This is a genomic window from Pseudomonas sp. ENNP23 (genome assembly GCF_001728945.1).
GTDB classification, from domain to species: domain Bacteria; phylum Pseudomonadota; class Gammaproteobacteria; order Pseudomonadales; family Pseudomonadaceae; genus Metapseudomonas; species Metapseudomonas otitidis.
In genome coordinates this window covers 120,690-147,301 of the sequence record NZ_LYSP01000005.1, presented here as the reverse complement: position 1 = coordinate 147,301, position 26,612 = coordinate 120,690, and the positions used below count along the sequence as shown (strand labels likewise).

21 protein-coding genes and 1 pseudogene are annotated in these 26,612 nt (G+C 66.4%); 11 read left to right on the top strand and 11 right to left on the bottom strand.

What is annotated here, in order from left to right:
- Positions 1-59 precede the first annotated feature (59 nt).
- The 3 genes from fabV to ccoN form a co-directional block, all read right to left on the bottom strand.
- Entirely contained in the window at positions 60-1,256 is a 1,197-nt protein-coding gene (fabV, locus tag A9G05_RS04935) for an enoyl-ACP reductase FabV (RefSeq protein WP_044410532.1), read from the bottom strand.
- A 175-nt stretch (positions 1,257-1,431) separates the two neighbouring features.
- Positions 1,432-1,677, bottom strand: coding sequence for a cbb3-type cytochrome c oxidase subunit 3 (locus tag A9G05_RS04930; protein WP_139131076.1), 246 nt, complete (start codon positions 1,675-1,677; stop codon positions 1,432-1,434).
- Between the two features lie 10 nt (positions 1,678-1,687).
- Positions 1,688-3,112: a cytochrome-c oxidase, cbb3-type subunit I gene (gene ccoN, locus A9G05_RS04925; RefSeq protein WP_069559903.1), complete on the bottom strand. Its 1,425-nt coding sequence runs from the start codon at positions 3,110-3,112 to the stop codon at positions 1,688-1,690.
- Positions 3,113-3,380: 268 nt separating this feature from the next.
- On the opposite strand from ccoN, the gene A9G05_RS04920 reads away from it, so the two are divergent.
- From A9G05_RS04920 to A9G05_RS04910, 3 genes are all read left to right on the top strand, one after another.
- Positions 3,381-5,051 (top strand): nitrite/sulfite reductase, encoded by a 1,671-nt coding sequence (locus A9G05_RS04920; protein ID WP_069559902.1) that lies wholly within the window; start codon positions 3,381-3,383, stop codon positions 5,049-5,051.
- The gene (locus A9G05_RS04915; RefSeq protein ID WP_069559901.1) at positions 5,048-5,584 is read left to right on the top strand and encodes a DUF934 domain-containing protein; all 537 of its coding nucleotides are present in this window, start codon (positions 5,048-5,050) and stop codon (positions 5,582-5,584) included. The genes A9G05_RS04920 and A9G05_RS04915 overlap by 4 nt, the downstream gene beginning before the upstream one ends.
- Before the next feature lie 225 nt (positions 5,585-5,809).
- Complete coding sequence (locus A9G05_RS04910; protein WP_069559900.1) at positions 5,810-7,387, top strand: TerC family protein; 1,578 nt, start codon at positions 5,810-5,812, stop codon at positions 7,385-7,387.
- 54 nt (positions 7,388-7,441) lie between these two features.
- Here the strand turns inward: A9G05_RS04910 and mscL are convergent, their stop codons facing one another.
- Together mscL and A9G05_RS27995 are read right to left on the bottom strand one after the other, a co-directional pair.
- Positions 7,442-7,858 (bottom strand): large-conductance mechanosensitive channel protein MscL, encoded by a 417-nt coding sequence (gene mscL / locus A9G05_RS04905; protein ID WP_069559899.1) that lies wholly within the window; start codon positions 7,856-7,858, stop codon positions 7,442-7,444.
- 140 nt (positions 7,859-7,998) lie between these two features.
- Positions 7,999-8,211, bottom strand: a pseudogene (locus A9G05_RS27995) (DUF1272 domain-containing protein); the annotation flags it as partial.
- A 48-nt stretch (positions 8,212-8,259) separates the two neighbouring features.
- On the opposite strand from A9G05_RS27995, the gene A9G05_RS04900 reads away from it, so the two are divergent.
- The 3 genes from A9G05_RS04900 (at position 8,260) to radA (ending at position 10,258) form a co-directional block, all read left to right on the top strand.
- Positions 8,260-8,508, top strand: a complete 249-nt coding sequence (locus A9G05_RS04900) for a YdcH family protein (RefSeq protein WP_069559898.1) — start codon at positions 8,260-8,262, stop codon at positions 8,506-8,508.
- A 67-nt stretch (positions 8,509-8,575) separates the two neighbouring features.
- A complete protein-coding gene (locus A9G05_RS27595) occupies positions 8,576-8,848 on the top strand; it encodes a hypothetical protein (protein WP_069559897.1) in 273 nt (90 codons plus the stop codon).
- A gap of 42 nt (positions 8,849-8,890) precedes the next feature.
- Positions 8,891-10,258: a DNA repair protein RadA gene (radA, locus tag A9G05_RS04890; protein ID WP_069559896.1), complete on the top strand. Its 1,368-nt coding sequence runs from the start codon at positions 8,891-8,893 to the stop codon at positions 10,256-10,258.
- Between the two features lie 3 nt (positions 10,259-10,261).
- On the opposite strand, the gene A9G05_RS04885 is transcribed toward radA, so the two are convergent.
- Genes A9G05_RS04885 through A9G05_RS04875 form a run of 3 tightly spaced genes read right to left on the bottom strand, consistent with a single transcriptional unit; the run spans position 10,262 to position 14,061 of the window.
- Positions 10,262-10,630, bottom strand: a complete 369-nt coding sequence (locus A9G05_RS04885) for a PilZ domain-containing protein (protein ID WP_069559895.1) — start codon at positions 10,628-10,630, stop codon at positions 10,262-10,264.
- 55 nt (positions 10,631-10,685) lie between these two features.
- Complete coding sequence (locus A9G05_RS04880; RefSeq protein WP_069559894.1) at positions 10,686-12,860, bottom strand: hypothetical protein; 2,175 nt, start codon at positions 12,858-12,860, stop codon at positions 10,686-10,688.
- On the bottom strand, positions 12,847-14,061 hold the full coding sequence (locus A9G05_RS04875) for a DUF3142 domain-containing protein (protein ID WP_069559893.1): 1,215 nt from the start codon (positions 14,059-14,061) through the stop codon (positions 12,847-12,849). Before A9G05_RS04875 ends, A9G05_RS04880 begins: the two co-directional genes overlap by 14 nt.
- A 211-nt stretch (positions 14,062-14,272) precedes the next feature.
- On the opposite strand from A9G05_RS04875, the gene A9G05_RS04870 reads away from it, so the two are divergent.
- The 5 genes from A9G05_RS04870 to A9G05_RS04850 all read left to right on the top strand — a co-directional run bounded on the left by A9G05_RS04870 (position 14,273) and on the right by A9G05_RS04850 (position 19,487).
- On the top strand, positions 14,273-14,779 hold the full coding sequence (locus tag A9G05_RS04870) for a DUF3015 domain-containing protein (protein WP_069559892.1): 507 nt from the start codon (positions 14,273-14,275) through the stop codon (positions 14,777-14,779).
- Between the two features lie 279 nt (positions 14,780-15,058).
- Entirely contained in the window at positions 15,059-17,125 is a 2,067-nt protein-coding gene (locus A9G05_RS04865) for a carbon starvation CstA family protein (RefSeq protein WP_069559891.1), read from the top strand.
- A gap of 13 nt (positions 17,126-17,138) precedes the next feature.
- On the top strand, positions 17,139-17,342 hold the full coding sequence (locus tag A9G05_RS04860; protein WP_044410488.1) for a YbdD/YjiX family protein: 204 nt from the start codon (positions 17,139-17,141) through the stop codon (positions 17,340-17,342).
- Between the two features lie 91 nt (positions 17,343-17,433).
- The gene (gene yjiA, locus A9G05_RS04855) at positions 17,434-18,405 is read left to right on the top strand and encodes a GTPase (RefSeq protein ID WP_069559890.1); all 972 of its coding nucleotides are present in this window, start codon (positions 17,434-17,436) and stop codon (positions 18,403-18,405) included.
- A gap of 35 nt (positions 18,406-18,440) precedes the next feature.
- Positions 18,441-19,487, top strand: a complete 1,047-nt coding sequence (locus A9G05_RS04850) for a TonB-dependent receptor domain-containing protein (protein WP_256548268.1) — start codon at positions 18,441-18,443, stop codon at positions 19,485-19,487.
- A 462-nt stretch (positions 19,488-19,949) separates the two neighbouring features.
- Here the strand turns inward: A9G05_RS04850 and A9G05_RS04845 are convergent, their stop codons facing one another.
- The 3 genes from A9G05_RS04845 to A9G05_RS04835 all read right to left on the bottom strand — a co-directional run bounded on the left by A9G05_RS04845 (position 19,950) and on the right by A9G05_RS04835 (position 26,522).
- Positions 19,950-20,768 carry a 2OG-Fe(II) oxygenase gene (locus tag A9G05_RS04845; protein ID WP_069559888.1) on the bottom strand — a complete coding sequence of 273 codons (819 nt, stop codon included), beginning with the start codon at positions 20,766-20,768 and terminating at the stop codon, positions 19,950-19,952.
- A gap of 107 nt (positions 20,769-20,875) precedes the next feature.
- Positions 20,876-22,129: a serine hydroxymethyltransferase gene (glyA, locus tag A9G05_RS04840; RefSeq protein WP_069559887.1), complete on the bottom strand. Its 1,254-nt coding sequence runs from the start codon at positions 22,127-22,129 to the stop codon at positions 20,876-20,878.
- Between the two features lie 154 nt (positions 22,130-22,283).
- Positions 22,284-26,522: an EAL domain-containing protein gene (locus A9G05_RS04835; RefSeq protein ID WP_139131075.1), complete on the bottom strand. Its 4,239-nt coding sequence runs from the start codon at positions 26,520-26,522 to the stop codon at positions 22,284-22,286.
- Positions 26,523-26,612 lie beyond the last annotated feature (90 nt).

Here is a 26,612-nt window from a genome sequence, read left to right as displayed (position 1 = left end):
AGAAGGGCGAAACGAAAACCGGCGCCCTGGGGCGCCGGTGGGTGGAGCGGTGAAGCCGGTCAGAGCTGGATCAGGTTGGGGATCTGCACGTCCGGGTTCACGTCCTGCTCGTAGTCCACGCCGTCGATCTCGAAGCCGAACAGGCGCAGGAACTCGGTCTTGTAGCCGGTGAAGTCGGTCAGTTGGTACAGGTTCTCGTTGGTCACCTTGTTCCACAGGTCCTTCACGGTGTCCTGCACGTCCGGTTGCAGTTCCTTGTAGTCGGCGCGCAGGCGGCCGTCGGCGTCCAGGTGCGGTTCGGTGCCGTAGAGGCTCTCGCGGAACAGGCCGTCGACCTGTTCGATGCAGCCTTCGTGGGTGCCCTTTTCCTTCATCACCTTGAACAGCAGGGACAGGTACAGCGGCATCATCGGGATGGCCGAGCTGGCCTGGGTGACCACAGCCTTCAGCACGGATACGCGGGCGTCGCCACCGGTGGCGGCGAGTTTCTCGCGGATGCCGAGGACCTTCTGGTCCAGGTCCTTCTTGGCGGCGCCGATGGAGCCGTTCCAGTACAGGTCGTGTGTGATCTCTTCGCCCAGGTAGGTGAAGGCGGTGGTCTTGGCGCCGTCGGCCAGCACGCCGGCTTCCTGCAGGGCGTCGATCCACATCTGCCAGTCTTCACCGCCCATGACCGCCACGGTGTGGGCGATCTCGGCCTCGGTGGCCGGCTCCATCACGCTTTCCTTGATCACTTCCTTGTCGGTGTCCAGGCCACGGAAGTTGACGGTCTTGCCGACCGGCTTGAGCACGGAGTTGAAGACTTCGCCGGTCTTGGGGTGGGTGCGGCGCGGGGCGGCCAGGCTGTAGACCACCAGGTCGACCTGGCCCAGGTCCTGCTTGATGGTCTCGATGGTGACGCGCTTCACCTCGTCGGAGAACGCATCGCCGTTGATGCTGCGCGCATACAGGCCCTTGGCCTGGGCGGCTTTCTCGAAGGCGGCGGAGTTGTACCAGCCGGCGGTGCCGGCCTTGGTCTCGCTGCCCGGACGCTCGAAGAACACGCCCAGGGTGTCGGCGCCCGCGCCGAAGGCGGCGGTGATGCGTGCGGCCAGGCCGTAGCCGGTGGACGAACCGATGACCAGCACCTTCTTCGGGCCGTTGGCCACGGGGCCTTTGGACTCGACGTAGCGGATCTGTTCCTTGACGTTGGCCTCGCAGCCGGCCGGATGGGTAGTGACGCAGATGAAGCCACGCACGCGCGGTTTGATGATCATGGAAACCTCGGTTGCTAGATGCGGTAACAGCACATTCAGAAGCGGGAGACGTCGCGCATCGTAGATAAGACACCTCGGTTGTGGCCAGCGGCAGCCGGGTGAGCCGACAAAAGCCGGCCCACCCGGCATGACCGGGGCGTGAGAGAGTGCCGCCCCGGCGCGCTCGGTGAGGCCCTCAGGCCTCCAGTTCGGTGCGGGTGGCGCAGCTGCCGTCGCAGCGGCCGGGGCAACTGCAGCCGGTGCTGCTGCGCCCGGTGGCGCGTTCCATGCGGCGGGCCACGGGTTCGTCGTCGGCGAACGGCAGCATGGTGGCTTCGTCCAGTTGGCGCTGGCTGTGACGCCCCAGGCTCAGTTGCACGGCGACGAAGAAGAAGGCCACCGTGCCCAGGCCGAACAGCACGTTCAGGGTTTCGGCGTCCATGCTCCGCTCCTCAGGCCGTGGCGCCGGCCAGAGCCGTCGCACGGTCGGTGGCGCGCACGGTGTGCCAGGTGTTCCAGGCCATCAGCAGCATGCCGCTGAGGAAGAACAGGCCACCGACGAAGCGCACGATGAAGCCGGGGTGGCTGGCCTCCAGTGCCTCGACGAAGGAGTAGGTGAGGGTGCCGTCGTCGTTCACCGCGCGCCACATCAGGCCCTGGGTGATGCCGTTGACCCACATCGAGGCGATGTAGAGCACGGTGCCGATGGTGGCCAGCCAGAAGTGCGCGTTGATCAACCCGGTGCTGTACATCCGCTCGCGGCCGTAAAGGCGGGGGATCAGGTGGTAGAGCGAGCCGATGGTGATCATCGCCACCCAGCCGAGGGCGCCGGCGTGCACGTGGCCGATGGTCCAGTCGGTGTAGTGGGAGAGGGCGTTGACGGTCTTGATGGCCATCATCGGGCCTTCGAAGGTGGACATGCCATAGAAGGCCAGGGAGACCACGAGGAAGCGCAGGATGGGGTCGTCGCGCAGCTTATGCCAGGCGCCCGACAGGGTCATCATGCCGTTGATCATGCCGCCCCAACTGGGGGCCAGCAGCACCAGGGACATCACCATGCCCAGGGACTGTGCCCAGTCCGGCAGCGCGGTGTAGTGCAGGTGGTGCGGGCCGGCCCAGATGTACAGGGTGATCAGTGCCCAGAAGTGCACGATGGACAGGCGGTAGGAGTAGACCGGGCGCCCGGCCTGTTTGGGGATGAAGTAATACATCATCCCGAGGAAGCCGGTGGTCAGGAAGAAGCCCACGGCGTTGTGCCCGTACCACCACTGGACCATGGCATCGGTGGCTCCGGAGTAGACCGGGTAGGACTTGAACCAGCTCACCGGGATGGCGGCGTGGTTGACGATGTGCAGCATCGCCGTGACCACGATGAAGGCGCCGAAGAACCAGTTGCCCACGTAGATGTGCCGGGTCTGGCGCTTCATCACCGTGCCGAAGAACACCACGGCGTAGGCGACCCAGACGATGCCCATCCACACGGCCCCGGCGAATTCCACCTCGGCGTATTCCTTGGTGGTGGTCAGGCCCTGGGGCAAGGTCACCAGCAGGCAGATCACCAGGGCCTGCCAGCCCCAGAAGGTGAAGGTGGCGAGGCTGCCACCGAACAGTCGCGCCTGGCAGGTGCGCTGCACGGTGTAGTAGCTGGTGGCGAACAGCGCGCTGCCGCCGAAGGCGAAGATCACCAGGTTGGTGTGCAACGGCCGCAGGCGGCCGAAGCTGGTCCAGGGCAGGTCGAGGTTCAGGGATGGCCAGACCAGTTGGGCGGCGATGAACACCCCCAGGCCCATGCCGACGATGCCCCAGACCACCGTCATCAGCGCAAACTGGCGCACCACCCGGTAGTCGTAGGCGGGTTCGATTTCTGCAGTGTTCATGCGGAAAACCTTCAGGAGTGGGAATGGCTTGGCCGGCACGGCCGACCGGGGCGCCACTCTAGAAAGGCGGGACGGGACGAAACAGCCTCAGTTTTGGCTGCTTTTATGAGATCAGATAGGCGCCATCTGCTCACAGGCGGCGCCGGTGGCGGACCGGATCATCTGATATCGGAATTCCGCTTCGATCTGATTCTGTTTCTGAGTCGGGTGGCTCGCCATAGTGGTTCACCGGATGATTGCCGCCTGCGGCGGCCCGATGAGGACCCCCATGTACCGATACGACGACTACGATCGCGCCCTGGTCCGCGAACGCGTCGCGCAGTTCCGTGACCAGGTGGCGCGGCGGCTGAGCGGCGAACTGAGCGAGGAAGAGTTCCTGCCCCTGCGCCTGCAGAACGGCCTGTACCTGCAGAAGCACGCCTACATGCTGCGGGTGGCCATCCCCTACGGCACGCTGTCGTCGGTCCAGTTGCGCACCCTGGCCCTCATCGCCCGGGAGTACGACCGGTGCTATGGCCACTTCACCACCCGGCAGAACATCCAGTTCAACTGGATTGACCTGGAGCGGGTGCCGGACATCCTCGAGCGCCTCGCCGATGTCGACATGCATGCCATCCAGACCTCCGGCAACTGTGTGCGTAACATCACCACCGAGGCGTTCGCCGGGGTGGCTGCCGACGAGCTGCTGGACCCGCGTCCGCTGGCCGAGATCCTCCGCCAGTGGTCCACGGTGAACCCGGAATTCCTGTTCCTGCCGCGCAAGTTCAAGATCGCCCTCTGTGCCGCCGAGGAAGACCGTGCAGCGGTGCAGATGCACGACATCGGCCTGTACCTGTACCGCGATGCCGACGGTGAAATGCGCCTCAAGGTACTGGTGGGTGGCGGGCTCGGACGGACGCCGATCCTCGCCCAGGTGATCCGCGAGGGGCTGCACTGGCGCCACCTGCTGTCCTATGTCGAGGCGGTGCTGCGGGTCTACAACCGCCACGGCCGCCGCGACAACAAGTACAAGGCGCGCATCAAGATCCTGGTCAAGGCCCTGGGTATCGAGGCTTTCGCCCGCGAGGTGGAGGCCGAATGGGAGCACCTGCGCAACGGTCCGGCCCAACTGACCGAGGCCGAGTACGCGCGCGTGGCGGCCTCCTTCACCACGCCGGCCTACGCCACCCTCGACGCCGCCGACCTGGAACATGGCCGGCACCTGGCCGAGGACCCGGCCTTCGCCCGCTGGTGCGCCCGTAACCTGCAACCGCACAAGGTGCCCGGCTATGCGTCGGTGGTGATCTCCACCAAGCCTGGGCCCGAGGCTCCACCGGGGGACGTGACCGCCGCGCAGATGGAGGCGGTGGCGGACTGGGCCGAGCGCTTTGGCTTCGGCGAGATCCGCATTGCCCACGAACAGAACCTGGTGCTGCCGGACGTGCCCAAGCGCGACCTGTATGCCCTCTGGCAGGCCGCCTGCGAGGCTGACCTGGCAACCCCCAACATCGGCCTGCTGACCGATATCATCGCGTGCCCCGGTGGCGACTACTGCGCGCTGGCCAATGCCAAGTCGATCCCCATTGCCCAGGCGATCCAGGCACGCTTCAGCGACCCGGCGCGGCTGGAGGCACTCGGCGAACTGAGCCTGAACATATCCGGCTGCATGAATGCCTGCGGCCATCACCACATCGGCAACATCGGCATCCTCGGCGTCGACAAGGGCGGCAGCGAGTGGTACCAGATCACCCTTGGCGGCGCCCAGGGCATGTCGGCGGCGCTGGGGCGGGTGATCGGCCCGTCCTTCAGTGCGGCCGAAGTGCCCCAGGTGATCGAGCACATCGCCGACACCTACCTGGCGCACCGCGAGGGCAACGAGCGCTTCGTCGACACCCTCGGCCGCATCGGCCTGGAGCCGTTCAAGGCACGGGTCTACACCCGTGAGGAGGAGCCGGCATGAACAACCTGATCCGCCTGCGCCAGGGCGTGCCCGGCCTGGTCGAGGACGACCCCTGGCTCCTGGTGCGCCCGGACGAGGCGCTGCCGGACGGCGGGCCGCTGATCCTGCCACTGGCGCTCTGGCAAGCCCGGCAGGACGCCGCCGTGCTGGCGGGCGAGCGCGTCAGCGAGGATGCGCTGCTGCTGCAGCCGGACGACGATGTGGAAGCCCTGCGGGACTGCCTCTACAGCCTGCCGCTGATCGCCGTGGACTTCCCCAGCTTCCGCGATGGCCGGGGCTACAGCCAGGCCTACCTGCTGCGCAGCCGGCTCGGCTGGGCCGGCGAGTTGCGCGCCGTGGGGGACGTGCTGCGGGACCAACTGGCGCACATGCGTCAGTGCGGCTTCGACACCTTTGCGGTGCGTGCCGACAAGTCCGCCGAGGATGCCCTCAAGGGGCTGGCCGGGCTCAGCGTGCTCTACGGCCGCTCGGTGATCGAGCCGCGCCCGTTGTTCCGGCGCCGCGAGGCCGATGTCACTATTGGTAAAAATTGATGGCTCGGGGAGGGCCGCGTTCTGTCCTACGATGCACATCCGTTTTTCCTGATCGGACCCCAATGGACAGCGACAGTACCCGGCCTCCCCCGGCACCCCTCCCTACCGGCGCAGCGCGCCTTGCCGTTCCCCGGCTCCTTGCCATGAATCCCTGCGGCCTCCTGCTCCGCGCCTCTTCGGCGTGCCGGATGACGGCTGCCCGTCGTTGCGGCGAGGAGGGCTGACATGGAGTGGATCGCCGACCCCACGGCCTGGCTGGGCCTCCTCACCCTGGTGGTGCTGGAGATCGTGCTGGGCATCGACAACCTGGTGTTCATCGCCATCCTCGCGGACAAGCTGCCGCCCCACCAGCGTGACCGCGCGCGCCTGATCGGCCTGTCGCTGGCGCTGTTCATGCGTTTGGGCCTGCTGGCCAGCATCTCTTGGTTGGTGACGCTCACCGCGCCGCTGTTCGAGGTCTTCGGCAAGGCTTTCTCCGGGCGAGACCTGATCATGCTGTTCGGCGGCGTGTTCCTGCTGTTCAAGGCCACCATGGAACTGCACGAACGCATCGAGGGCCGCGCCCCGACGACGAGCTCCGGCAGTCGCACCTATGCGCTGTTCTGGCCGGTGGTGGCACAGATCGTGGTGCTCGACGCGGTGTTCTCCCTGGATGCGGTCATCACCGCCGTCGGCATGGTGGAGCACCTGGAAGTGATGATGATCGCCGTGGTGATCTCCATCGGCCTGATGATCGTCGCCAGCAAGCCGCTGACCGCCTTCGTCAACGCCCACCCCACGGTGATCATGCTGTGCCTGGGCTTTTTGATGATGATCGGCTTCAGCCTCACCGCCGAAGGCCTGGGCTTCCACATTCCCAAGGGTTACCTGTATGCGGCCATTGGCTTTTCGATCCTCATCGAGCTGGCCAACCAGACGGTGCGCTGGCGCCGTCGCCGCCGCCAGGAGGAAGCCGGTGGCCTGCGCGAGCGTACCGCCCATGCGGTGCTGCGCCTGCTGGGCGGCCGTGGTGTGGAGGCCGACGAGGTGGGCGAGGAGATCGCCGACCTGGTGAAGGGTAACGGCCGTGGCCAGGTGCCCTTCGACCGCCGTGAGCGGGTGATGATCAGCGGCGTGCTGGGCCTTGCCGAGCGCCCCATCCGCACCCTGATGACCAACCGCGTGGACGTGGAGCGCATCGACCTGGCCGACAGCCGCGATACGGTGCACGACGCGCTGCTGCGCTCGCCCTATTCGCGCCTGGTGGTGGTCCGCGATGCGGATGTGGACGAGCCCTTGGGCTACGTGCACAAGAAGGAACTGCTGCGCACGCTGCTGCAGGGGCAGGCGCCGGAGATCGAGCCCCTGCTACGCATCCCGCCCAACCTGCCGGAGAGCGCCTCGGTGCTCAGTGCCCTGGAGGAGATGCGCAAGGCTTCGACCCACGTGGCCTTCGTGGTCAACGAGTTCGGCGGTTTCGAAGGCCTGCTGACCATGACCGACATCCTCGAATCCATCGCTGGCGAACTGCCGGATGCCAGCGAGGTGGACGGCCTGGATATCGAGCCCGTGGACACGGGCTGGACGGTCAGCGGCGCAGTTAACCTGAGTCTGCTGAACGAGCGCCTGGGTTTCCCGCCCCGTCCTCAGGAGCTCTACCAGACGGTCGCCGGCCTGGCCATGAGCCTGCTGGATCGCCTGCCGGTGGTGGGGGATGAGCTGGAGGTGGAGGGCTGGCGACTGGAAGTGATCGAAGTGAAGGAGCGCCGTGTGAACCGGTTGTTGCTGGAACCGCCTGCCGGGCATCGGGGGCGAATGGGCTGAGTCTGCCCATGAAGAAACGGCGCCTTCGGGCGCCGTTTTTCATTCATGCGACTTTCAGGGCTGCTGTTTCTGCTGGGCCTTGAGCAGGTCGCGGATCTCGCTGAGCAGCTCCTGATCCTTGGTGGGCGCCGGCGGTGCCTCGGGGGCAGCGGCTTCTTCGCGCTTGAGCCTGTTGATCACCTTGACCCCCATGAAGATGGCGAAAGCCACGATCATGAAGTCGAGCACCGTCTGGATGAACTTGCCATAGGCCAGGACCACGGCCGGGGCGGTGCCCTCGGCGGCCTTCAGGGTGATGGCCAGGTCGGAGAAATCCACGCCACCCACCAGCAGCCCCACCGGCGGCATGATCACGTCACCGACGAAGGATGAGACGATCTTGCCGAATGCGGCGCCGATGATGATGCCCACGGCCATGTCGACCACGTTGCCCTTGACCGCGAAGGCCTTGAATTCCGACAGCACGCTCATGCGATTTCCCCCAGGGATTGGACTGATGGGCTGGAAGTGTAACCGAGTGATCTGACAGCGCCATCCTGCCGGTGTTGCGGTTCGGTGCAGCGGTAGAGCCGGCAGAAGTCCTCGTGTGCCCGGGGATCGGGGCGCTTCTGTACCCGCACGCCGGCCGCCGGGTAGCGCTCCAGTAGCACCTTCGGGCGCACTGGACGCGGGTAGAAGCCGCCACTGCAGTTCAGGCAGACGTTGTGCAGGCGCTTGGCACAGTCGGCGCAGAAGGTGCATTCGAAAGAGCAGATGCGGGCGTCGGTACTGGCGGGTGGTAGCGCGCGGGCGCAGGCTTCGCAGGTGGCTGTCCGGTCGCCCAGGCTGGTCTAGCCTCTAGCTGCTGCTTCGGTCTTGCAAGGAGCCTTGCCATGCCTCTCGAACACCATGCCCTGGAACGTGAATTTCCTGATGATCACCTCACGATGCGCGAACTTCTCCAGCACAACGTGCACTTTGCCCGCCTGGCCGCCGAGTACCACCACCTCGATACGCGCATCTACGAAGTCGAGGACGGCCGGCATGCCCTGGATGATCTGCAACTGCACAGCCTGAAGATGAAGCGGGTGGCCCTGAAGGACGAGATCGCCCAGTTGCTCAGGGCCCATCAGAGCGGTTGACCGGCGTCAACGCAGTGCCCGTGGCGGCTGGCTAGGCTGGCCGCCTTTCCCCTTCGGAGCACTCGCCATGACGGCCTACGACACCCTTCCGAGCGCCACCCCCGAATCCGACCGCAAGGCCCAGTACGAGGCGCGCCGAGCCGAGGAACGACGAGACCGCCTGCGCCAGCAGCTGGACCTGCTGGACAAGCGCATTGCCCGCATCCAGGCCGGCACCGAGCCGCTGGACGGCTCCAGCCTGCAGGCCCTGCAGATGCGCCGCGAGGGCCTGGCCCAGGACCTGGCCCGCCTGCCACGCAAGGAAGGCTGCTGCGGCTGCGGGCGCGCCTGCAAGGGGTGATCCGCTATCATGCGGGCTTCGCTTTTCTGACGGAGTCCGCTGATGGCCAAGGCCAAGCGCATGTACGGCTGCACCGAGTGCGGCTCGACCTTCCCCAAATGGGCTGGCCAGTGTGCCGATTGCGGGGCCTGGAACACCCTGGTGGAAACCGTGCTGGAAGGGGCTGCCGCCTCGTCCTCCAGCGGGCGCGCCGGCTGGGCCGGCGGCCAGGCGCAGATCAAGACCCTGGCCGAGGTCAGCGTCGAGGAAATGCCGCGCTTTTCCACCGCTTCCGCGGAACTGGACCGGGTGCTCGGCGGTGGCCTGGTCGACGGTTCGGTGGTGCTGATCGGCGGTGACCCCGGCATCGGCAAATCCACCATCCTCCTGCAGACCCTCTGCAACATCGCTACCCGCTTCCCCGCGCTCTACGTCACCGGTGAGGAATCCCAGCAGCAGGTCGCCATGCGTGCCCGCCGTCTGGGGCTGCCGGAAGACAAGCTCAAGGTGATGACCGAGACCTGCATCGAAAGCATTATCGCCACCGCACGGGTGGAGAAGCCCAAGGTGATGGTGATCGACTCCATCCAGACCATCTTCACCGAGCAGTTGCAGTCCGCCCCCGGCGGCGTGGCCCAGGTGCGCGAGAGCGCGGCGCTGCTGGTGCGCTACGCCAAGCAGAGCGGCACGGCGATCTTTCTGGTCGGCCACGTGACCAAGGAGGGCGCCCTGGCAGGCCCCCGCGTGCTGGAGCACATGGTCGATACGGTGCTGTATTTCGAGGGCGAGTCCGACGGTCGACTGCGCCTGCTGCGGGCGGTGAAGAACCGCTTCGGCGCGGTCAACGAGCTGGGGGTGTTCGGCATGACCGATCGCGGCCTGAAGGAGGTCTCCAACCCCTCGGCGATCTTCCTCACCCGCGCCCAGGAAGCGGTACCCGGCAGCGTGGTGATGGCCACCTGGGAAGGCTCGCGGCCGATGCTGGTGGAGGTGCAGGCGCTGGTGGACACCAGTCATCTGGCCAACCCGCGCCGGGTCACTCTGGGCCTGGACCCGAACCGCTTGGCCATGCTGCTGGCGGTGCTGCACCGCCACGGCGGCATCCCGACCCACGACCAGGACGTGTTTCTCAACGTGGTGGGCGGGGTGAAGGTGCTGGAGACGGCCTCCGACCTGGCGCTGATCGCCGCGATCATGTCGAGCCTGCGCAACCGGCCGCTGGAGCATGACCTGCTGGTGTTCGGCGAAGTGGGCCTGTCTGGCGAGGTGCGCCCCGTGCCTAGCGGGCAGGAGCGCTTGAAGGAGGCGGGCAAGCATGGCTTCAAGCGGGCCATCGTGCCCAAGGGGAACGCCCCGAAGGAAGCGCCCCCCGGCTTGCGGGTCATCGCGGTAACGCGCCTGGAGCAGGCGCTCGACGCGCTGTTCGAGTAGCGCTCAAGCCTCCACGAGGGCGGCCAGGTCGCGCTCCAGCAACGCCTCATCGCCCAGGTTCAGCTCCATCAGTCGACGCAGGTGGGCGATGGAGTCCAGGTCGATGTGCTGGCAGACGAAGCCCAACTGGTCGTCCTGGACCCGGGTGAGGACCACGTCCATGCGCACCAGGGCATCCCGGGACAGGTGGATGACCGCCTGAAAGGGCTGGTCCCCATCGCCGTTCCAGTTCGTCGGGCGGCTCAGCAGCAGGCCCTTCAGGGAAATGTCCTGCAGCTCGGCCTGCCATTGGCGTTCGCCCTGGACCAGTTCGGTCGCGGCGTCGAACGCGACCCGGTGGAAGCGCCGTCGTTCGTGTTCTTTCTGGCTCATCGCTCAAGACTCCTGGGCAGTTTGGATCACTATAGACAAGGGCTAGATTACCCGCTCAAGCGCGACGACGACGCCAGGCCAGCAGCAGGCCGCCGGCCACCAGCAGTGCGCCGAGGCCGTAGGCGGTATGGCGTCGGGACGGCGCCAGGGCGGTGATGGCGCTCCAGCGTTCTTCCCATTGACGGGGCTTGGCCCGCTCGAAATCCGGATCTTCACACGTCCTGCCGAAGTTGGCGGCCCACTCCACGAAAGGACCGTTCTCCACATAGCGGCGGTAGATGCGCCGGGCACTGTCCAGATCGCGGTGCTCCAGCCAGCCGCTGGCCTGACACAGCACTGCGGCGAATGCCTGGCTGGTATGTGGCAGCCGGTCGGCGGCGCGTTCGGCCAGGTCCGCGGCCACCCAGCGATAGTGGAAGCGGCGATTGGGATCGGTCAGTGCGTTGTTCTGGCGCTTTGCCTCGTCTTCGCTCAGCCAGCCGTCGGCTGACTGGTGCTCCACCTGGAGTCGGTAGAGGCTGCCTCCGTACACCCTGAAGTCCGGTGACATCTCGTAGCCGAGCAGCTCCATACCGCGCCAGCGCGCCAGGGCCGCGGCTGTGTAGTAAGCCTCGGCCTGGCCGATGTCGGTCCAGCGGCTCTGCGCTTCCTGGCGTGCCCTGGCGTACTGGCGGGCTGTGGTGCGCAACTCTTCGGTGGCGAAGTAGGCCGGTGCTTCGTCGTAGTGCCCTTCGCGCATCAGACGGCGCCCCAACAGTTCCCTCAGCAGGGTGGCGACCGGGCGACGCACGTACTCGTCGTGATCGGTCTGTTCCTGCGGGGTAGGGGCCGGCACCTTGGCATCGACGAAGCCCTTCAGTTCGTTCAGGGTCAGCACCCGCTCGGCGAGGGCGGCGGTGTCCTCCCAGTAGATCGCGCCGCTGCGGTAGAGCATGTCCAGGGCGTCCAGATAGTCGCCGCGCTTAAGCGCGAGCACGGCGCGCTCGCCGTTGACCCGGCAGTGGGGCTTTAGCGTTTCCAGGTAGCCGTCGTTGTCACGTCGGTAGGCCCAGCTTTCATCCTCCGGGAAGGCCTGGGAGGCCTTGGCATAGGCCTGGGTGGCTGTGGCGATGTCTCCGTCGTGCAGGGCTACCTTGGCCCTGATCCACCAGGCGAGGCCCGTGTCGCCGGCCTTCTCCAGCAGACGCCGGGCGGTGTCGTACTGGCCGCTCTGGTAGGCCAGCGTGGCGAGGCGGTCGGCATTGGGCAGTGCCTGTTCGTCCAGCGACAGCAACAGCTGGACGAGGGTTCTTTCGGCTTCGGTCTGGCCGTCGTAGTGCCAGCCGATCCGGCTGAGCAGGCGGATGGTGAGCAACTGCTGCACCTCCGGGACGGCCAGCAGCGGGCGCAGTTGTGCCTCCGGCATTCGGGCCAGTTCGCCGGAGAGAAGCTTGAGGGAGCTGGCGCCGCTGCTGGAGTTCAGCGCTGCCTGGTTGGAATAGAAGCGGATGGCCTGGCCCCAGTCGCCAGCGTCCTTGGCCACGCGGGCCTCTTCTCCGAGGCTGGCGGCGGCCAGTTCCAGCGGGTCGGGGAAGCCGTCCCGGGCCAGTTGGCGGGTCAACTGGAAGGCCTCGCGGGCGGCCTGGGCATGGGCTTGCCGGCGCTGCTCGGCCTCGGCATCGGTCGTCACGTCATCGGAGGCAGGCAAGTTGCGGCTCATTTCCGCCTGCGCGCGTCCCAGGGAGTAGGCAGCCCAGGTGCTGCGGGCCCGGCGTTGCTCGGCGGGCAGGGCGAGCAGGCGGCGGAAGTAGCCGCTGGCCTCTTCTCCGTTCCGGCGGAAGGCCACGGCGCCGGCAATATAGAGACGCTGCTCCTCTGGCAGGTCGCCGGCCTGGGTTTCCACCTCGGCGGGGTCATCCAGGGCGCGCAGTTGCTCGACGCGCTGGGCCATGTCGCGTCCCAGTTCGTCCCGCTCCAACCGTTCCCGCTGGCGGACGTAGTTCTCGTTGTCCGCTTCCCAATAGATCACCAGGGTGGCCTGGCTCACCGGCTTGAGCCCGGCGATGGGCGGGGCCAGGTGGGTGGCCTCGAAGACGAAGTTGTTCTCCGGCATCTCGGCCAGGGTGCGGGCGCGGTTGTCCAGCAGGGTCAGGTTGAAATCAGGCCCGCAGGCCAGGGCCTGGTTGGCCAGCGGCAGGGCCAGGGTGATGGCCAGGACCAGATGGGCTAGGGGCCGATCAGGGGTGTGCATGGAGTCCTCCTTGAGCAGGTGCATGGCAGCGGGCCCAACCCAGCGCGCGGCGTTGGCCCGCTTGCAGGTAGAGGGTAGGGCCGGGCTCGCGTTCCAGGCGCAGGCCGGCGTCCTCCGTGACGAGGCGGTAGCCCGGCAGGGCGTCATGGGCGAAGCAGTCATGGGCGGCCAGTTGCAGGCGAGCAGGCAAGGGTGCCGGGGCATTGCCGAGGTTGGCCAGGGTCAGCTCGTTGAGCTGGGGGTCGTTGTCCGGGCGTCGCACGTCCAGGCGCAGGTCGGCCGCCAGCGCTTCGCCCCGGGCCACCGCTATCAGCGTCGCCAGCGGCCAGGCGCGGCGATCCTCGGGCAGTGGCAGGCGGAACCAGATCAGGCCCGCCAGGTGCGCGGGCGGGGCGCGGCGCAACTGGGTGACCAGCCCGGCGACGCGCTGGGGATCGGCCATCCATTCCTGGCGCGCCCCGGCGATGGGCAGCGGTGCTTCGCTCTCCACCTGAACGCCGTCGTCGGAGCGGATCAAGCCGGCGCCGTAGGCGGGCAGGGCGAGAAGGAAGGGTGTGGGGCTGATGGCATCCCAGCGGCGCGCCCACTCCAGGGCCTGGCGCTCGTCGAACAGGCCCTTATCCGGCGCGCTGACACCGTGCACCTGGAGGACGCTGCCGTCGACCTGGGCGAGTACGTCCGGCAGGCGGGGGCTCGACAGCCAGGCGGGCAGGGCGGTGATGCCGAGCTGCATGCCGGCGGGCAGGCTGGCGCGCAACTCGCCGAGGAAGCGGGCGTAGTCCGCCAGGCGCGCGCTGGCGCAGTCGTGGTCGATCTCCACGGCGACCGGGGCGAGCCCGTTGCGTTGCCAGTCCGCCAGCAGGGCACCGATCTCGTCCCGTGCGCGCCGGCTGTCCAACTGTGGCAACTGGCCGTCCAGGCGCACCACGGCGACCCAGGGGCGGCCGTCCTGGCGCAGCAGGTCGGTGTCGATGCGGGCCCGTGACCAGCCGGCACCCGGGTGGGCCTGGAGGGCCAGTACGCGCAGGGTGGAGAAGGTGGCGTGGCTGGCGCGCAGGGCCTCGGCGTGGGCCGGGGTCCATTGGCGTTGCCAGACGTAGAGCTGCTGATCGAGCGGCGGCGATTGCCCGTCCCGGCAGGCGGCCAGCATCAGCAAGGCTGCGAAGAGTGCCGCGATCCTGCGGCGGATTGGGCCGGTCATGGGCAGTCATCAAGGAAGCGGGCGGGCCTCCTGGCCCGGTCGCGGCGGATTAGACTCCCAATCCCCGGCGCCGGCAAGGGGCGTCCGCCAACCTGTTCACATCCCCTGCAACCGCCCGCCGGATGGTCGGCCGTTCGGTTTGACAGCCGCTTTTCTGTCACCAAAGCTGCATGAGCTATTCACCTTCTGATTACCCTGTGGAGTGCAGCTAATGGACAACCGACTGCTGGTCAAAGGTCTGATTGCGGGATTGCTCTGTGTTGGCAGCGTGGCGGCGCATGCCGATGCTGCCGGCGGCAACGGATGCGGCTGGGGCAACATGCTTTTCGAAGGGCAACGCGGCATGGCCCCCCACTTCCTCGCCACCACCACCAACGGCACCTCGGGCAACGCTACCTTCGGCATGACCTCCGGGACCAACGGGTGCGACACCAGCGTCAAGCTGGGCTACGGCGGCCGCTCGATGCTGGCCATGAACGGCATGCTCGACAACATCGCCGAGGACATGGCCCAGGGCCAGGGCGAGGCGCTGGATGCCTACGCCACCCTGCTGGGCGTGGAGAAGGCCGACCGTGCCCACTTCGCCAAGATCACCCAGGAGAACTTCGCGCGGATCTTCTCCGCCCCCGACGTGACCGGCGAGCAGGTGCTGGCCAATACCCTCGACGTGATGAGCCGCGACCAGCAGCTGGCGCGCTACGCCAAGCAACCGGCCTGATCGGCAGGTGCGACGAAGAAGCCGGGCGATGCCCGGCTTTTTCATGCCTGGGTGTTTGGTGTTTTCACCCTGGGGGCTTCAGCTCGCCGCCGTTCGGCTGTCTCGGCTGGGGGCATCCTCAGACCCTTCCTGCGATTTTCTGCATAAGGATGGAAATACACCGAAGGCGAATTCCGGCGAGGTTGTCGGAAGGCTCTAGACCAATGTCTAGACCTCAAATCAGGGAGACGGGGCTAAGCTTGCGCGGCAGCTTGTCTGTCCATCCATTGGGAGTCTCCTATGAACAATAACAACAGCGTCGCGCGCCACCTGCCCTGGGCAGTGCTGGCCGTTATCGGCGCCAGTGCCTTGGGCGTGGTCGCGCTGCGCCGCGGCGAGGCCATTAACGCCTTGTGGATCGTGGTGGCAGCCGTGGCGCTCTACCTGATCGCGTACCGCTACTACAGCCTGTTCATCGCCAGCAAGGTGATGCAGCTCGATCCGACCCGCGCCACTCCGGCGCTGATCAACAACGACGGCCTGGACTACGTCCCGACCAACAAGCACATCCTTTTCGGCCACCACTTTGCCGCCATCGCCGGCGCCGGCCCCCTGGTGGGCCCGGTGCTCGCCGCGCAGATGGGCTACCTGCCCGGCACGCTCTGGCTGATCGCCGGCGTGGTGCTGGCCGGAGCGGTGCAGGACTTCATGGTTCTGTTCATCTCCACCCGCCGCAACGGCCGCTCCCTGGGCGAGCTGGTGCGCGAGGAGATGGGCCAGGTGCCCGGCACCATCGCGCTGTTCGGCGCCTTCCTGATCATGATCATCATCCTCGCGGTGCTCTCGCTGATCGTGGTGAAGGCCCTGGCCGAGAGCCCCTGGGGCATGTTCACGGTGATGGCGACCATCCCCATCGCGGTGTTCATGGGCGTGTACATGCGCTACATCCGCCCGGGCCGCATCGGTGAGATCTCGCTGATCGGCGTGGTGTTGCTGCTGGCTTCAATCTGGCTGGGCGGCCAGGTCGCCGCGGACCCGGTCTGGGGGCCGGCGTTCACCTTCACCGGCGTGCAGATCACCTGGATGCTGATCGGTTATGGCTTCGTCGCCGCCGTGCTGCCGGTGTGGCTGATCCTCGCTCCGCGTGACTACCTGTCCACCTTCCTCAAGATCGGCACCATCATCGCCCTGGCCATCGGCATCCTGGTGACCATGCCGATGCTGAAGATGCCGGCCCTGACCCAGTTCATCGACGGCACCGGCCCGGTGTGGAAAGGCAATCTGTTCCCCTTCCTGTTCATCACCATCGCCTGTGGTGCGGTGTCCGGCTTCCACGCCCTGATCAGCTCCGGCACCACGCCCAAGCTGCTGGCCAGCGAGACCCATGCCCGCTACATCGGATACGGCGGCATGCTGATGGAGTCCTTCGTCGCCATCATGGCCATGGTCGCCGCCTCGGTGATCGAGCCGGGCGTGTACTTCGCCATGAACAGCCCGCCGGCCGTGGTCGGCACCGACGTCGCCGCCGTGGCAGCCACCGTCAGCAGTTGGGGCTTCACCATCACCCCCGAGCAGTTGGAAGCCACCGCCCGTGACATCGGCGAGCACACCATCCTGGCCCGTGCCGGTGGTGCGCCGACCCTGGCCGTCGGCATCGCGCAGATCCTCCACCAGGTGCTGCCGGGCGAGAACACCATGGCGTTCTGGTACCACTTCGCGATCCTCTTCGAAGCGCTGTTCATCCTCACCGCCGTGGACGCCGGCACCCGTGCCGGGCGCTTCATGCTGCAGGACCTGCTGGGCAACTTCGTCCCGGCGCTGAAGAAGACCGACTCCTGGTTCGCCAACGTGCTCGCCACCGCCGGTTGCGTGGCCCTTTGGGGCTGGCTGCTGTACCAGGGTGTGATCGACCCGCTGGGCGGCATCAACACCCTGTGGCCGCTGTTCGGCATCTCCAACCAGATGCTCGCCGGCATCGCCCTGATGCTGGGTTGCGTGGTGCTGATCAAGATGAAGCGCCAGCGCTACGTGTGGGTGACGCTGATCCCGGCCACCTGGCTGCTGATCTGCACCACCACCGCCGGCCTGATAAAGCTGCTGGACCCGAACCCCGCCGTGGGCTTCCTGGCCCTGGCCAAGAAGTACAGCGACGCAGCCGACGCTGGCCAGGTGCTGGCACCGGCCAAGGACATGGCGCAGATGCAGCACGTCATCTTCAACGCCTACACCAACGCCACCCTGACCGTGCTGTTCCTGTTCGTGGTGCTCAGCGTGCTGTTCTACGCCTTCAAGGTCGGCCGTGCCGCCTGGAGCAAGCCCGAGCGCAGCGACAAGGAAACGCCGTTCCAGCCGATCCCGGACGCCTGAGGAGTGAACGCGCATGTTCAATGACCTGAGCCGCATGGGTAAGTACCTCGGGCAGGCCGCCCGGATGCTGGTGGGCATGCCCGACTACGACACCTACGTCGAGCACATGCGCAACAAGCACCCGGACCAGCCGGTGATGAGCTACGAGGCGTTCTTCCGGGAGCGCCAGGAAGCGCGTTATGGAGGCGGCAAAGGGCGGCCCATCCGCTGCTGCTGAAACCTGCCCCGCCAGGCTGCTGCGCTTGGCGAGGCAGATCGAGGTACAACCGCGCCACGCTTAGCCGTGGCGCGTGTTTTTGGAGATCACGATGTACCCAACACCCATCCCCGTCACCGTGCTCACCGGCTTTCTCGGTGCCGGCAAGACCACGCTCCTGAAGCACATCCTCAAGGCCGAGCACGGCCTGAAGATCGCGGTGATCGAGAACGAATTCAGCGAGACGCCCATCGATGGCCAACTGCTGGGCGACGAGCCCGTGCAGGTCATGACCCTGGCCAACGGCTGCGTCTGCTGCTCCATCCACGTCGAGCTGGAAAAGGCACTGTTCCTCCTGCTGGAGCGCCTGGATGCCGGCGAACTGACCTTCGACCGCCTGGTGATCGAGTGCACCGGCCTGGCCGACCCGGCGCCCGTGGCGCAGACCTTCTTCGCCGATGAAGCCCTCTGCGAGCGCTACGTGCTGGACGGCATCATCACCCTGGTGGACGCCGTCAATGCCGAGCGCCACCTGGCCGAGCCCATCGCCCAGGCCCAGGTGGGGTTCGCCGACCGCATTCTGGTGAGCAAGCGCGACCTGGTGGACGAGGCGCACTTCGAGGCCCTCACCCAGCGCCTCTCGCGGATCAACCGCCGGGCGCCGGTGCGTGTCGTCGATCACGGCCGCATCGACCTGGCCGAGCTGCTGGACGTGCGCGGCTTCAACCTCAACGCCGACATCGGCCCCGTGCTGACCTTACGCCCCGTGCGCCTGGACGCCACCCCGGACCGCATCGGCACCCTGGTACTCAAGAGCGACAAGCCGCTGGACATGGAGCGCCTCAGCGCCTTCATGGAAGGCCTGCTGGAGCGCCACGGCAACGCCCTGCTGCGCTACAAGGGCGTGCTCGCGGTGGCCGGCGAAGCCCGTCGCCTGGTGTTCCAGGGCGTACTGCGCCTGTACGGCTTCGACTGGGACCGCGAATGGGAGGCGGACGAGCCGCGTGAAAGCGTGATGGTCTTCATTGGCGACAACCTCCCGGAAGACGAGATCCGCGCCGGATTCGAAGCCGCGGCCCGCTGAGCGTCATCGGTGATTGGAGTGCCGCTTGAGCGTCAATGGAATCACTCGCATTGATTCTTTTCCTCTTTCGGCGTGCTCCCCATGACCGATGCCGCAGCGGCACCCGGCGACACCCCCCGGTTCGCTCTACCCTGAGCGCCAGCAACTGGCTCGGAGGCTGGCTGCGGCACCGCCTGGACAACGCCTGGGATGCCGCCGACCTGACCCAGGGCACCTTCGTCCGCGTGCTGGCGGCCCACCAGCAACGCACCTTGCCGACCCTGGCCGACCTGGTTGCCAGCGACCCCTTGGTGCGCAGCACCAACACCTCGGCGGGGCGCTTCGAGCAGTTCTCCATCCGTGGTTGCAGCCTCTACAACAGCGATGTCGCCTTCGGCGGCCTGCCCACCTACTCCATCGACATGGAGATGGTCGAGCGGGTGGACGTGCTCAAGGGGCCGGGCGCACTGCTCGGCAGGCTGGAGCCCAACGGCAGCGTCGGCGGCTCGATCAACATCGAGCCCAAGCGCTCCGGGGCCGACCCGGTCACCGAGTTCACCGCCATGCAGGCCTCCACCGGGCAACTGGGCGGTCACGTGGACATCGGCCGGCGCTTCGGCGAGGACCAGCGCTACGACAAACTCGCCACCTCGCCGGCCTTGGGCGTGGTCTGGCACACCACCGAGTCCCTGTCGCTTTACGCCAACTACATGGAAGGCCTGACCCAGGGCCAGACCGCGCCGGAGACCGCCAACAACGCCGGCCAGGTGTTCGCCCCCTACCGCAGCAAGCAGGTGGAGGCCGGCATCAAGTACGACATGGGCAACCTAACCAGCGCTCTCAGCGTCTTCCGCATCGAGAAGCCGGCCTACTACACCGAGAACGGCCTCCTGCACCCCGACGGCGAACCGCTGGAGGGTGTGTGCATCCTCGGTGGCGCCATGCTGCTGGACGCCGAACTGACCCACACCGCCAATGGCACCAACAACGGCAACCGCGCGGTCGGGGTGCCGATCCTCAATGCCAACCTGGGGTTCGAATGGGAGCTGCCCCAGGTCCAGGGGCTGACCCTGAATGCACGGGCCATCCACACAGGCGCCTAGTACCTCGACCAGGCCAACCCCCAGAAAGCCGATGCCCGGCAGCGCTACGACCTGGGCGCGCGCTACGCCTTCAGCGTCGGCGAGACTGACGTCACCCTGCGCACCAGCGTGGAGAACATCATGGACAAGGCCGACTGGACCTCCGCCAACGTCCCCGACGGCACCGCCACCGGCCTCGCCCTCTCCACCCCGCGTACCAGGTTGATGTCGGCGACGTTCGGTTTTTGAGGGGACGGCCCGGGCTACGTGTCGATAGGGATTACTGCATTCAACGCCATCCTGCGAATGTGTGGTTCGTAGGATGGTATAGGTGCTGGCCCCATAACGTTAGAACCGTATTCGAGGATTGATTCTGACTTGCAGGGAGGTGATGAGATCGGAGGACGGGTTTGGGGCGGCGTGAGAGGTGAGGCGTTGATGCGCATAGCCGCATCAACGCACGGTTAGTTGGATGTGTTCGGATCAGTCATCGGACTTGTTGACCAGTCCTTTACCACGGCCCGTCTTCAAGATTTTTGAGACGGTATTGCGTAGTGCGTTGTCGACAGCCCCCAACGCACGCTTGCCGAGTTCCTCTGGACGCCCTGAGAACGAGGTCACATGGAAATAGTCGCTGTTGTCGGGCGAATTTACAGAAAAGAAATAGTTAGAAACGCAGCAGCGAGGGCGGTTGGCCTTAACAGCGTTGACCGAGTGCCAAGAGTGCTTGTTGGTTTCCATCACAACCAATCGGTTGAACCGGCTGACGATTACTTTCGCGTTCTTGCGGTCATCATCCCAAAGCTCGAAGTTACCGCCGTTTTTTTCTTCCCAATCAGGGGATACGTAAAACAAAAGGTTCAAACGGCGGTAACGGTTACGTTTTGCATCGTGGCTATTGTCGAGGTGTGGGTTCAGGAAATCGCCCTCGAACATCATCGAAAGCCCGCCAGCGTAGAGAGACGGGTCTGGTTCCAAGTCATGAAAACCTACGATTTCTGCAATTTTCCCTACTATTTCTGGGCTCTGGAACGCATACGTGATTTCGGATAACAGGGGGTCGTATTGATCGAGGCTGGCCGAGGTTTTCTTTTTCTCCCGAAAGGATTCGCGGTTATAAAAACCTTCTGCGTCCTTGGGGAAGGCAGCATAAATGGCGTTAGTCACCTCTGCAGGTAACAACTCATCAATGACAAAGTGCCGTGTACGTGTGCCAACGGGATTATTCCACTGCTGACGAATAGCTTCGGTGTGTTCGTCCAGCTTATTCAGGATTTCTTGAGTGAGTGTTGTGCGGTCCATTGAGCCATCTCCTTCTTGCTGCGGGGCAGTTTAATGATCTAGGTGGCTGCCTGCCAGAATGAAAAAGCCCGGCAGGTGCCGGGCTCTTTCATTCACCGCTCAGGCACTCAGTTGCCGTAAACCGGGAACTTGGCGCAGATGGCCTTGACCTGCTCGCGCACGCGGTCGACCACGGACTCGTCGCCCATGTTCTCCAGAATGTCGCAGATCCAGCCGGCCAGTTCGCGGCACTCGGCCTCCTTGAAACCACGGGTGGTCACGGCGGGGGTGCCGATGCGCAGGCCGGAGGTGACGAAGGGGGAGCGCGGGTCGTTCGGCACGCTGTTCTTGTTCACGGTGATGAAGGCGCGACCCAGGGCGGCGTCGGCATCCTTACCGGTGATGTCCTGCTTGATCAGCGACAGCAGGAACAGGTGGTTCTGGGTGCCACCGGAGACCACGTCGAAGCCGCGTTCGATGAACACGCTAGCCATGGTCTGGGCGTTCTTCAGAACCTGCTGCTGATAGGCCTTGAACTCGGGCTGCAGGGCTTCCTTGAAGCACACGGCCTTGGCGGCGATCACGTGTTCCAGCGGGCCACCCTGGGCGCCGGGGAACACGGCGGAGTTCAGCTTCTTCTCGATCTCTTCGTTCTTGCGAGCGAGGATCAGGCCGCCGCGCGGGCCGCGCAGGGTCTTGTGGGTGGTGGTGGTGACCACGTCGGCAAACGGCACCGGGTTCGGGTACACACAGGCGGCGACCAGGCCGGCCACGTGGGCCATGTCGACGAACAGGTAGGCACCGACCTTGTCGGCGATGGCGCGGAAGCGGGCGAAGTCCAGTACCTGGGAGTAGGCGGAGAAGCCGGCGACGATCATCTTCGGCTTGTGCTCGACGGCCAGGCGCTCGACTTCGTCGTAGTCGATCAGGCCGGCGTCGGTGATGCCGTACTGCACGGCGTTGTACAGCTTGCCGGAGGAGGATACGGAGGCGCCGTGGGTCAGGTGGCCGCCGTGGGCCAGGCTCATGCCGAGGATGGTGTCGCCGGCCGACAGCAGGGCCAGGTAGACCGCTGCGTTGGCCTGGGAACCGGCGTGGGGCTGGACGTTGGCGTAATCGGCGCCGAACAGCTCCTTGGCGCGATCAATCGCAAGCTGCTCGACCACGTCGACGTACTCGCAGCCGCCGTAGTAGCGCTTGCCCGGGTAACCCTCGGCGTACTTGTTGGTCAGCACGCTACCCTGGGCTTCCATCACCGCCGGGCTGGTGTAGTTCTCCGAGGCGATGAGTTCGATGTGCTCTTCCTGGCGCTGGGCTTCCTGCTCCATCGCGGCGAAGAGTTCGGCATCGTAGCGGGCGAGGGTCAAATCACGGCTGAACATGGCGGTCCTCTCAGGGATCGGTACGTGGAAAGGCGCGCATTCTAACCCATAGGTCGCTGGCTGACACATGAAGGTCGGTCATGCGACAGACAAGTGGCGCTCACGCGGATTCCTCTTCTGCGCCGCGCGGCTCGGCGAGCTTTTCCTGCGGGGCTTAGCTGAGCATGAACAGCGCGGCGCCGCCGAACTGGGCTTCCAACTGGTCGGCGGGCATCGGGCGGCCGAAGAGGAAGCCCTGCACTTCGTCGCAGCCGTGCTCGCGGAGGAAGTCGAGCTGGGCGTGGGTCTCGACCCCTTCGGCGATCACCGCCAGGTTGAGGCTGTGGGACATGGCGATGATGGCGCGGGCGATCTGCGCGTCGCGCTCGCCGTCGGGAAGGCCGTCGACGAAGCTGCGGTCGATCTTCAGCACGTCGATGGGGAAGCGCTTGAGGTAGTTGAGCGAGGAGTAGCCGGTGCCGAAGTCGTCCACGGCGATGCACAGGCCGAGGCGCTTGAGGTTGGCGAGGATTTCCATGGCCTCGGCCACGTCGCGCATGAGGATGCTCTCGGTCAGCTCCAGCTCCAGGCAGGCGGGCGGCAGGCCGCTCTCGGCAAGGATGCCGGAGATGCGCTCGACCAGTTGCCCGTCGGCGAACTGACGGGCGGAGATGTTCACCGAGACCTTGGGCAGGCGCATCCTGCGTTGGTGCCACACGCGCAGTTGGCGGCAGGCCTCGCGCAGGACCCAGTCGCCGACCTCCACCACCAGGCCCAGTTCTTCCAGCACCGGGATGAACTCGCCGGGCGGGACCAGGCCGCGCTCGGGGTGGCGCCAGCGCAGCAGGGCCTCGACGCCGGTCAGGCGCTTGCCGTCGCCGGAGAACTGCGGCTGGTAGTAGAGGACGAACTCGTGCTGTTCCAGGGCGTGGCGCAGGTCGCTCTCCAGCTCCAGGCGCTCCAGGGCGCGGGCGTTCATCTCGGCCTGGTAGAACTGGAAGTTGTTCTTGCCGCGTTCCTTGGCGTGGTACATGGCGGTGTCGGCGTTCTTCATCAACTGGCTCGGCTCGTGGCCGTCCTGCGGGCCGAGGGCGATGCCGATGCTGGCGGTGACGAAGAATTCGCGGCCTTCCAGCACGAAGGGTCGGGCCAGGCGCGAGAGGATCTGCTCGGCTACGGTGATGGCGCGGTTCAGCGCGGTCTCGCGCCCGGCGCAGGGCGACAGCAGCAGGGTGAACTCGTCGCCGCCCATGCGGGCGACGGTGTCGTCCTCGCTGACGCAGCCGGCCAGGCGCACGGCGACGTCCTTGAGCATGCGGTCGCCGGCGGCGTGGCCGAGGGAGTCGTTGATCGGCTTGAAACGGTCGAGGTCAAGGAACATCAGCACTACCCATTCCTCGCGGCGCTCGGCGTGCTGGAGGGCGGTGTACAGGCGCTCCTGGAACAGGGTGCGGTTGGGCAGCTGGGTGAGTGCGTCGTAGTAAGCGAGGCGGTGGATGCGCTGCTCGCTGGCCTTGCGCTCGCTGATGTCGCTGAAGAAGCACACGTAGCTGACCAGGTCGCCTTCCTCGTCGTGTACGGCGGTGATACCGACCCAGGCAGGGTAGTGGTCGCCGACGCGGCGCTTGAGCCAGATCTCGCCCTCCCAACTGCCGTGCTGGTTGAGCTGGCGCAGGATGTAGTCGAGCTGGGTGGCCTGCTGGCGGTCGGCGGTGAGCAGCGAGGGCAACTGGTCGAGCATTTCGGCGGACTGGTAGCCGGTGATGCGGGTGAAGGCTTCGTTGACCTGGACGATGTAGCCGGCCGGGTCGGTGACCAGGATGGCCGAGGTGGAGTGCTCGAACACCGTGGCGGCCATGCGCAGGTCCTTCTCGGCACGGCGCTGCTGGCTGATGTCGCGGCCGACACCGAGCATGCCTTCGAAGCGGCCGTGCTCGTCCCACATGAGCATGATGCGCAGCTCCACCGGGATCTTGCGGCCATCGGCGCGCAGGCAGTCGAACAGGAGCAGTTGTGGTGGCAACTGGCTGCGCAGTTCCGCCAGGCGCTGGGGATCGCCCAGGGCGTGGTCGACCTTGTCCAGCAGGATGAACAGCGAGGCCAACTGACGCGGGTTGGCCACGGTGCCGTTGAAACCATGGTCGATCACCCATTCCGGGCTCAGGCCCAGTACCGGTTGCACCGAGGGGCTGACGTAGTTGAGCTTCAGCTCGCGGTCGCTGGTGAAGATGACGTCGCTGATGCTCTCGGCCAGCAAGCGGTAGCGCCGCTCGCTGTCGCGCATCTGTTCGCTGGCCTCGATCTGCTCGGTGATGTCCTTGGCCACGCCGATCAGTCGGCTGACCCGGCCCTGATCGTCGCGGGTCAGGGCCTGCTCGCGGATGTCGAACCAGTGCCAGCTGCCGTCGCGGTGACGCCAGCGCAGCAGGCATTGCAGCAACTGCCCGTCGCTGACCACCTGCTGCAGGCTGCGCATGCGGGCGTACTGTTCCTGGTCGTCCGGGTGGAGGATCTGCTCCCAGAAGTGCTCGCCCATCTCGCGCAGCTCGCGCGGGCTATAGCCGAGCTGCTGGCCGAGGCGGTTGTTGCTGAGCATCACCCGGCGCGCTCCGATGTCGTGAACGTAGAGGGTGTCGGGCACCGCCAGCACCACGTCGGACCAGAAGCGCTCGCGCTCGATCAGCGACAGCTCCATGCGTTTGCGGCTGGTGATGTCGCTCATGCTGAGGGTGACGGCGTGCAGGTCCTGGATCATCTCGGGCATGCGCAGTACCACCCAGAGGTGCCGTTCCACGCCCTGGGGCGTGACGATGTGGGCTTCCAGCTCCAACTGCTGCTGGGTGCCGAGCACGGCGGCGATGAGCTGCATGCGCATGCCGCCGGGGCGCAGCGGGCGGTCGCCGATGATCAGTTGCCACGCCTGGTCGGCGTTGCGCACGCCCAGCAGGCGCAGGGCGAACTGGTTGACCTCGGTGACCCGCAGGCGCTGTTGCAGTGACAGATGCCGCTCGGGGTGGTCCTGTAGCCACTGTTCCAGGGCCTGGGCGTCGCGGATGCCGTTGTGCAGCAGGTGCTCGCGCAGGCTGGCGAGGTCGAGCACGCAGAGGGCGACGCCGGTGCCTTCGAAGATTTCCTGGTAGCGCCGGCGGGTCTCCTGCAGCACCCGCAGGGCCTGCTGTTCCTCGGTGACGTCACGCAGGACCCAGACGTAGCCGATGAGCTTGGCGCCGTCGTTGAGGTCGCTGCGGGTCACGGTGAACAGGCGTTGTACGGTGCCGACGCTGACCTGCACCAGGTCGGGGCCGAGGTCCTGGCTGTACTGGACGGTGTGCAGCAACAACGGGTCTAGGTTGGGCAGCAGGGCCAGCAGGTGGACCTGCTGGGCGTCCTCGCTGCTGAGGCCGAACATGGCTTCGGCCTGGGCGTTGAGGTAGCAGACCAGGCCGTCGGTCCAGGTCACCACCACGCGCTCTTCGATCGCCCCGAGGGCGCTGGCCGCCTGGCGCAGGGAGCGCCGCGAGGCGTCGTTAAGGGCTTGCAGGCTGCGCTGCTCGCGCTGCAGGACGAACAGCGCCAGCAGGGCCATGGCGGCGCAGACGGAGAACAGGGCGAGCTTGCCGATCAGGCCGGGCAGCCTGGTCGCTCGGGCCTGGCGCTCGTCGTACAGGGCGCGCAGTTGCCAGTCGCTGTTGGCCAGGGGCAGTTGGGCAAGGGTCTGGGCCTGCTCTTCGGCGGTCAGGGGCACGCCGGTGGCTTTGCTCGGGTCCGCTTCGGTGCCGCCGTGAATCAGCACGCGCTGGTTGAGGCGGTCCTCCAGCAGCCAGCCGCAGCTCAGGCCGCGCTCCCGCAGCCAGTCTTGCAGTACGGAGGCGTCGAGGCGCAGTGCCCAGCTACGCCCCTGGCCGTCGTGGAGCAACAGGTAGACCAGGCCGCCGGCCTCGGGGGTGAAGGCGAAATGGTAGGGCTGGCCGGCGCTGCGATGGGCCAGGGCGGCAATGTAGAGGCTGTCGTTGCTGCCGGGGGCACTGTCGTCGAGCACGCCGCCCCGGGGCGAGACCCGGACGATGCTGTGCATCTGCGGGTAGAGCACATGGAGGCTGTCGAGCAGGGCTGGCTCGCTGATCTCGCGGCCGCTGTACTGCAGCAGGGCAAGGCCGGCCTCGGCTTCCTGCTCCATGGTGCCCGCCAGTTGCCATGCGAGCTGCTCGGTGAGGGTGCGGTCATGCTGGCGCTGGTCGGTCTGCAGGTGGTGGTACTCCTGCAGCAGTTGCCAGAACAGCAGCCCGATCATGACCATCACCAGTACCACGAGCAGGCCCTTGACCGAGCGCTGCAGAGCGGGGCCCTGGGGCTCTCCGGGCGCGCGGTGGGTGAGGGCGGGCGAGGTGTCGGGCACGGCGCAATCCTGATCCATCGGCGCGAAGGCCGAACGGGCTGGTCGGGGTTGTCTGGGGAAAGCCGGCTAGCATGCCTGGGGTTGCGGCAAAGTGCCAGCACAGCCGAC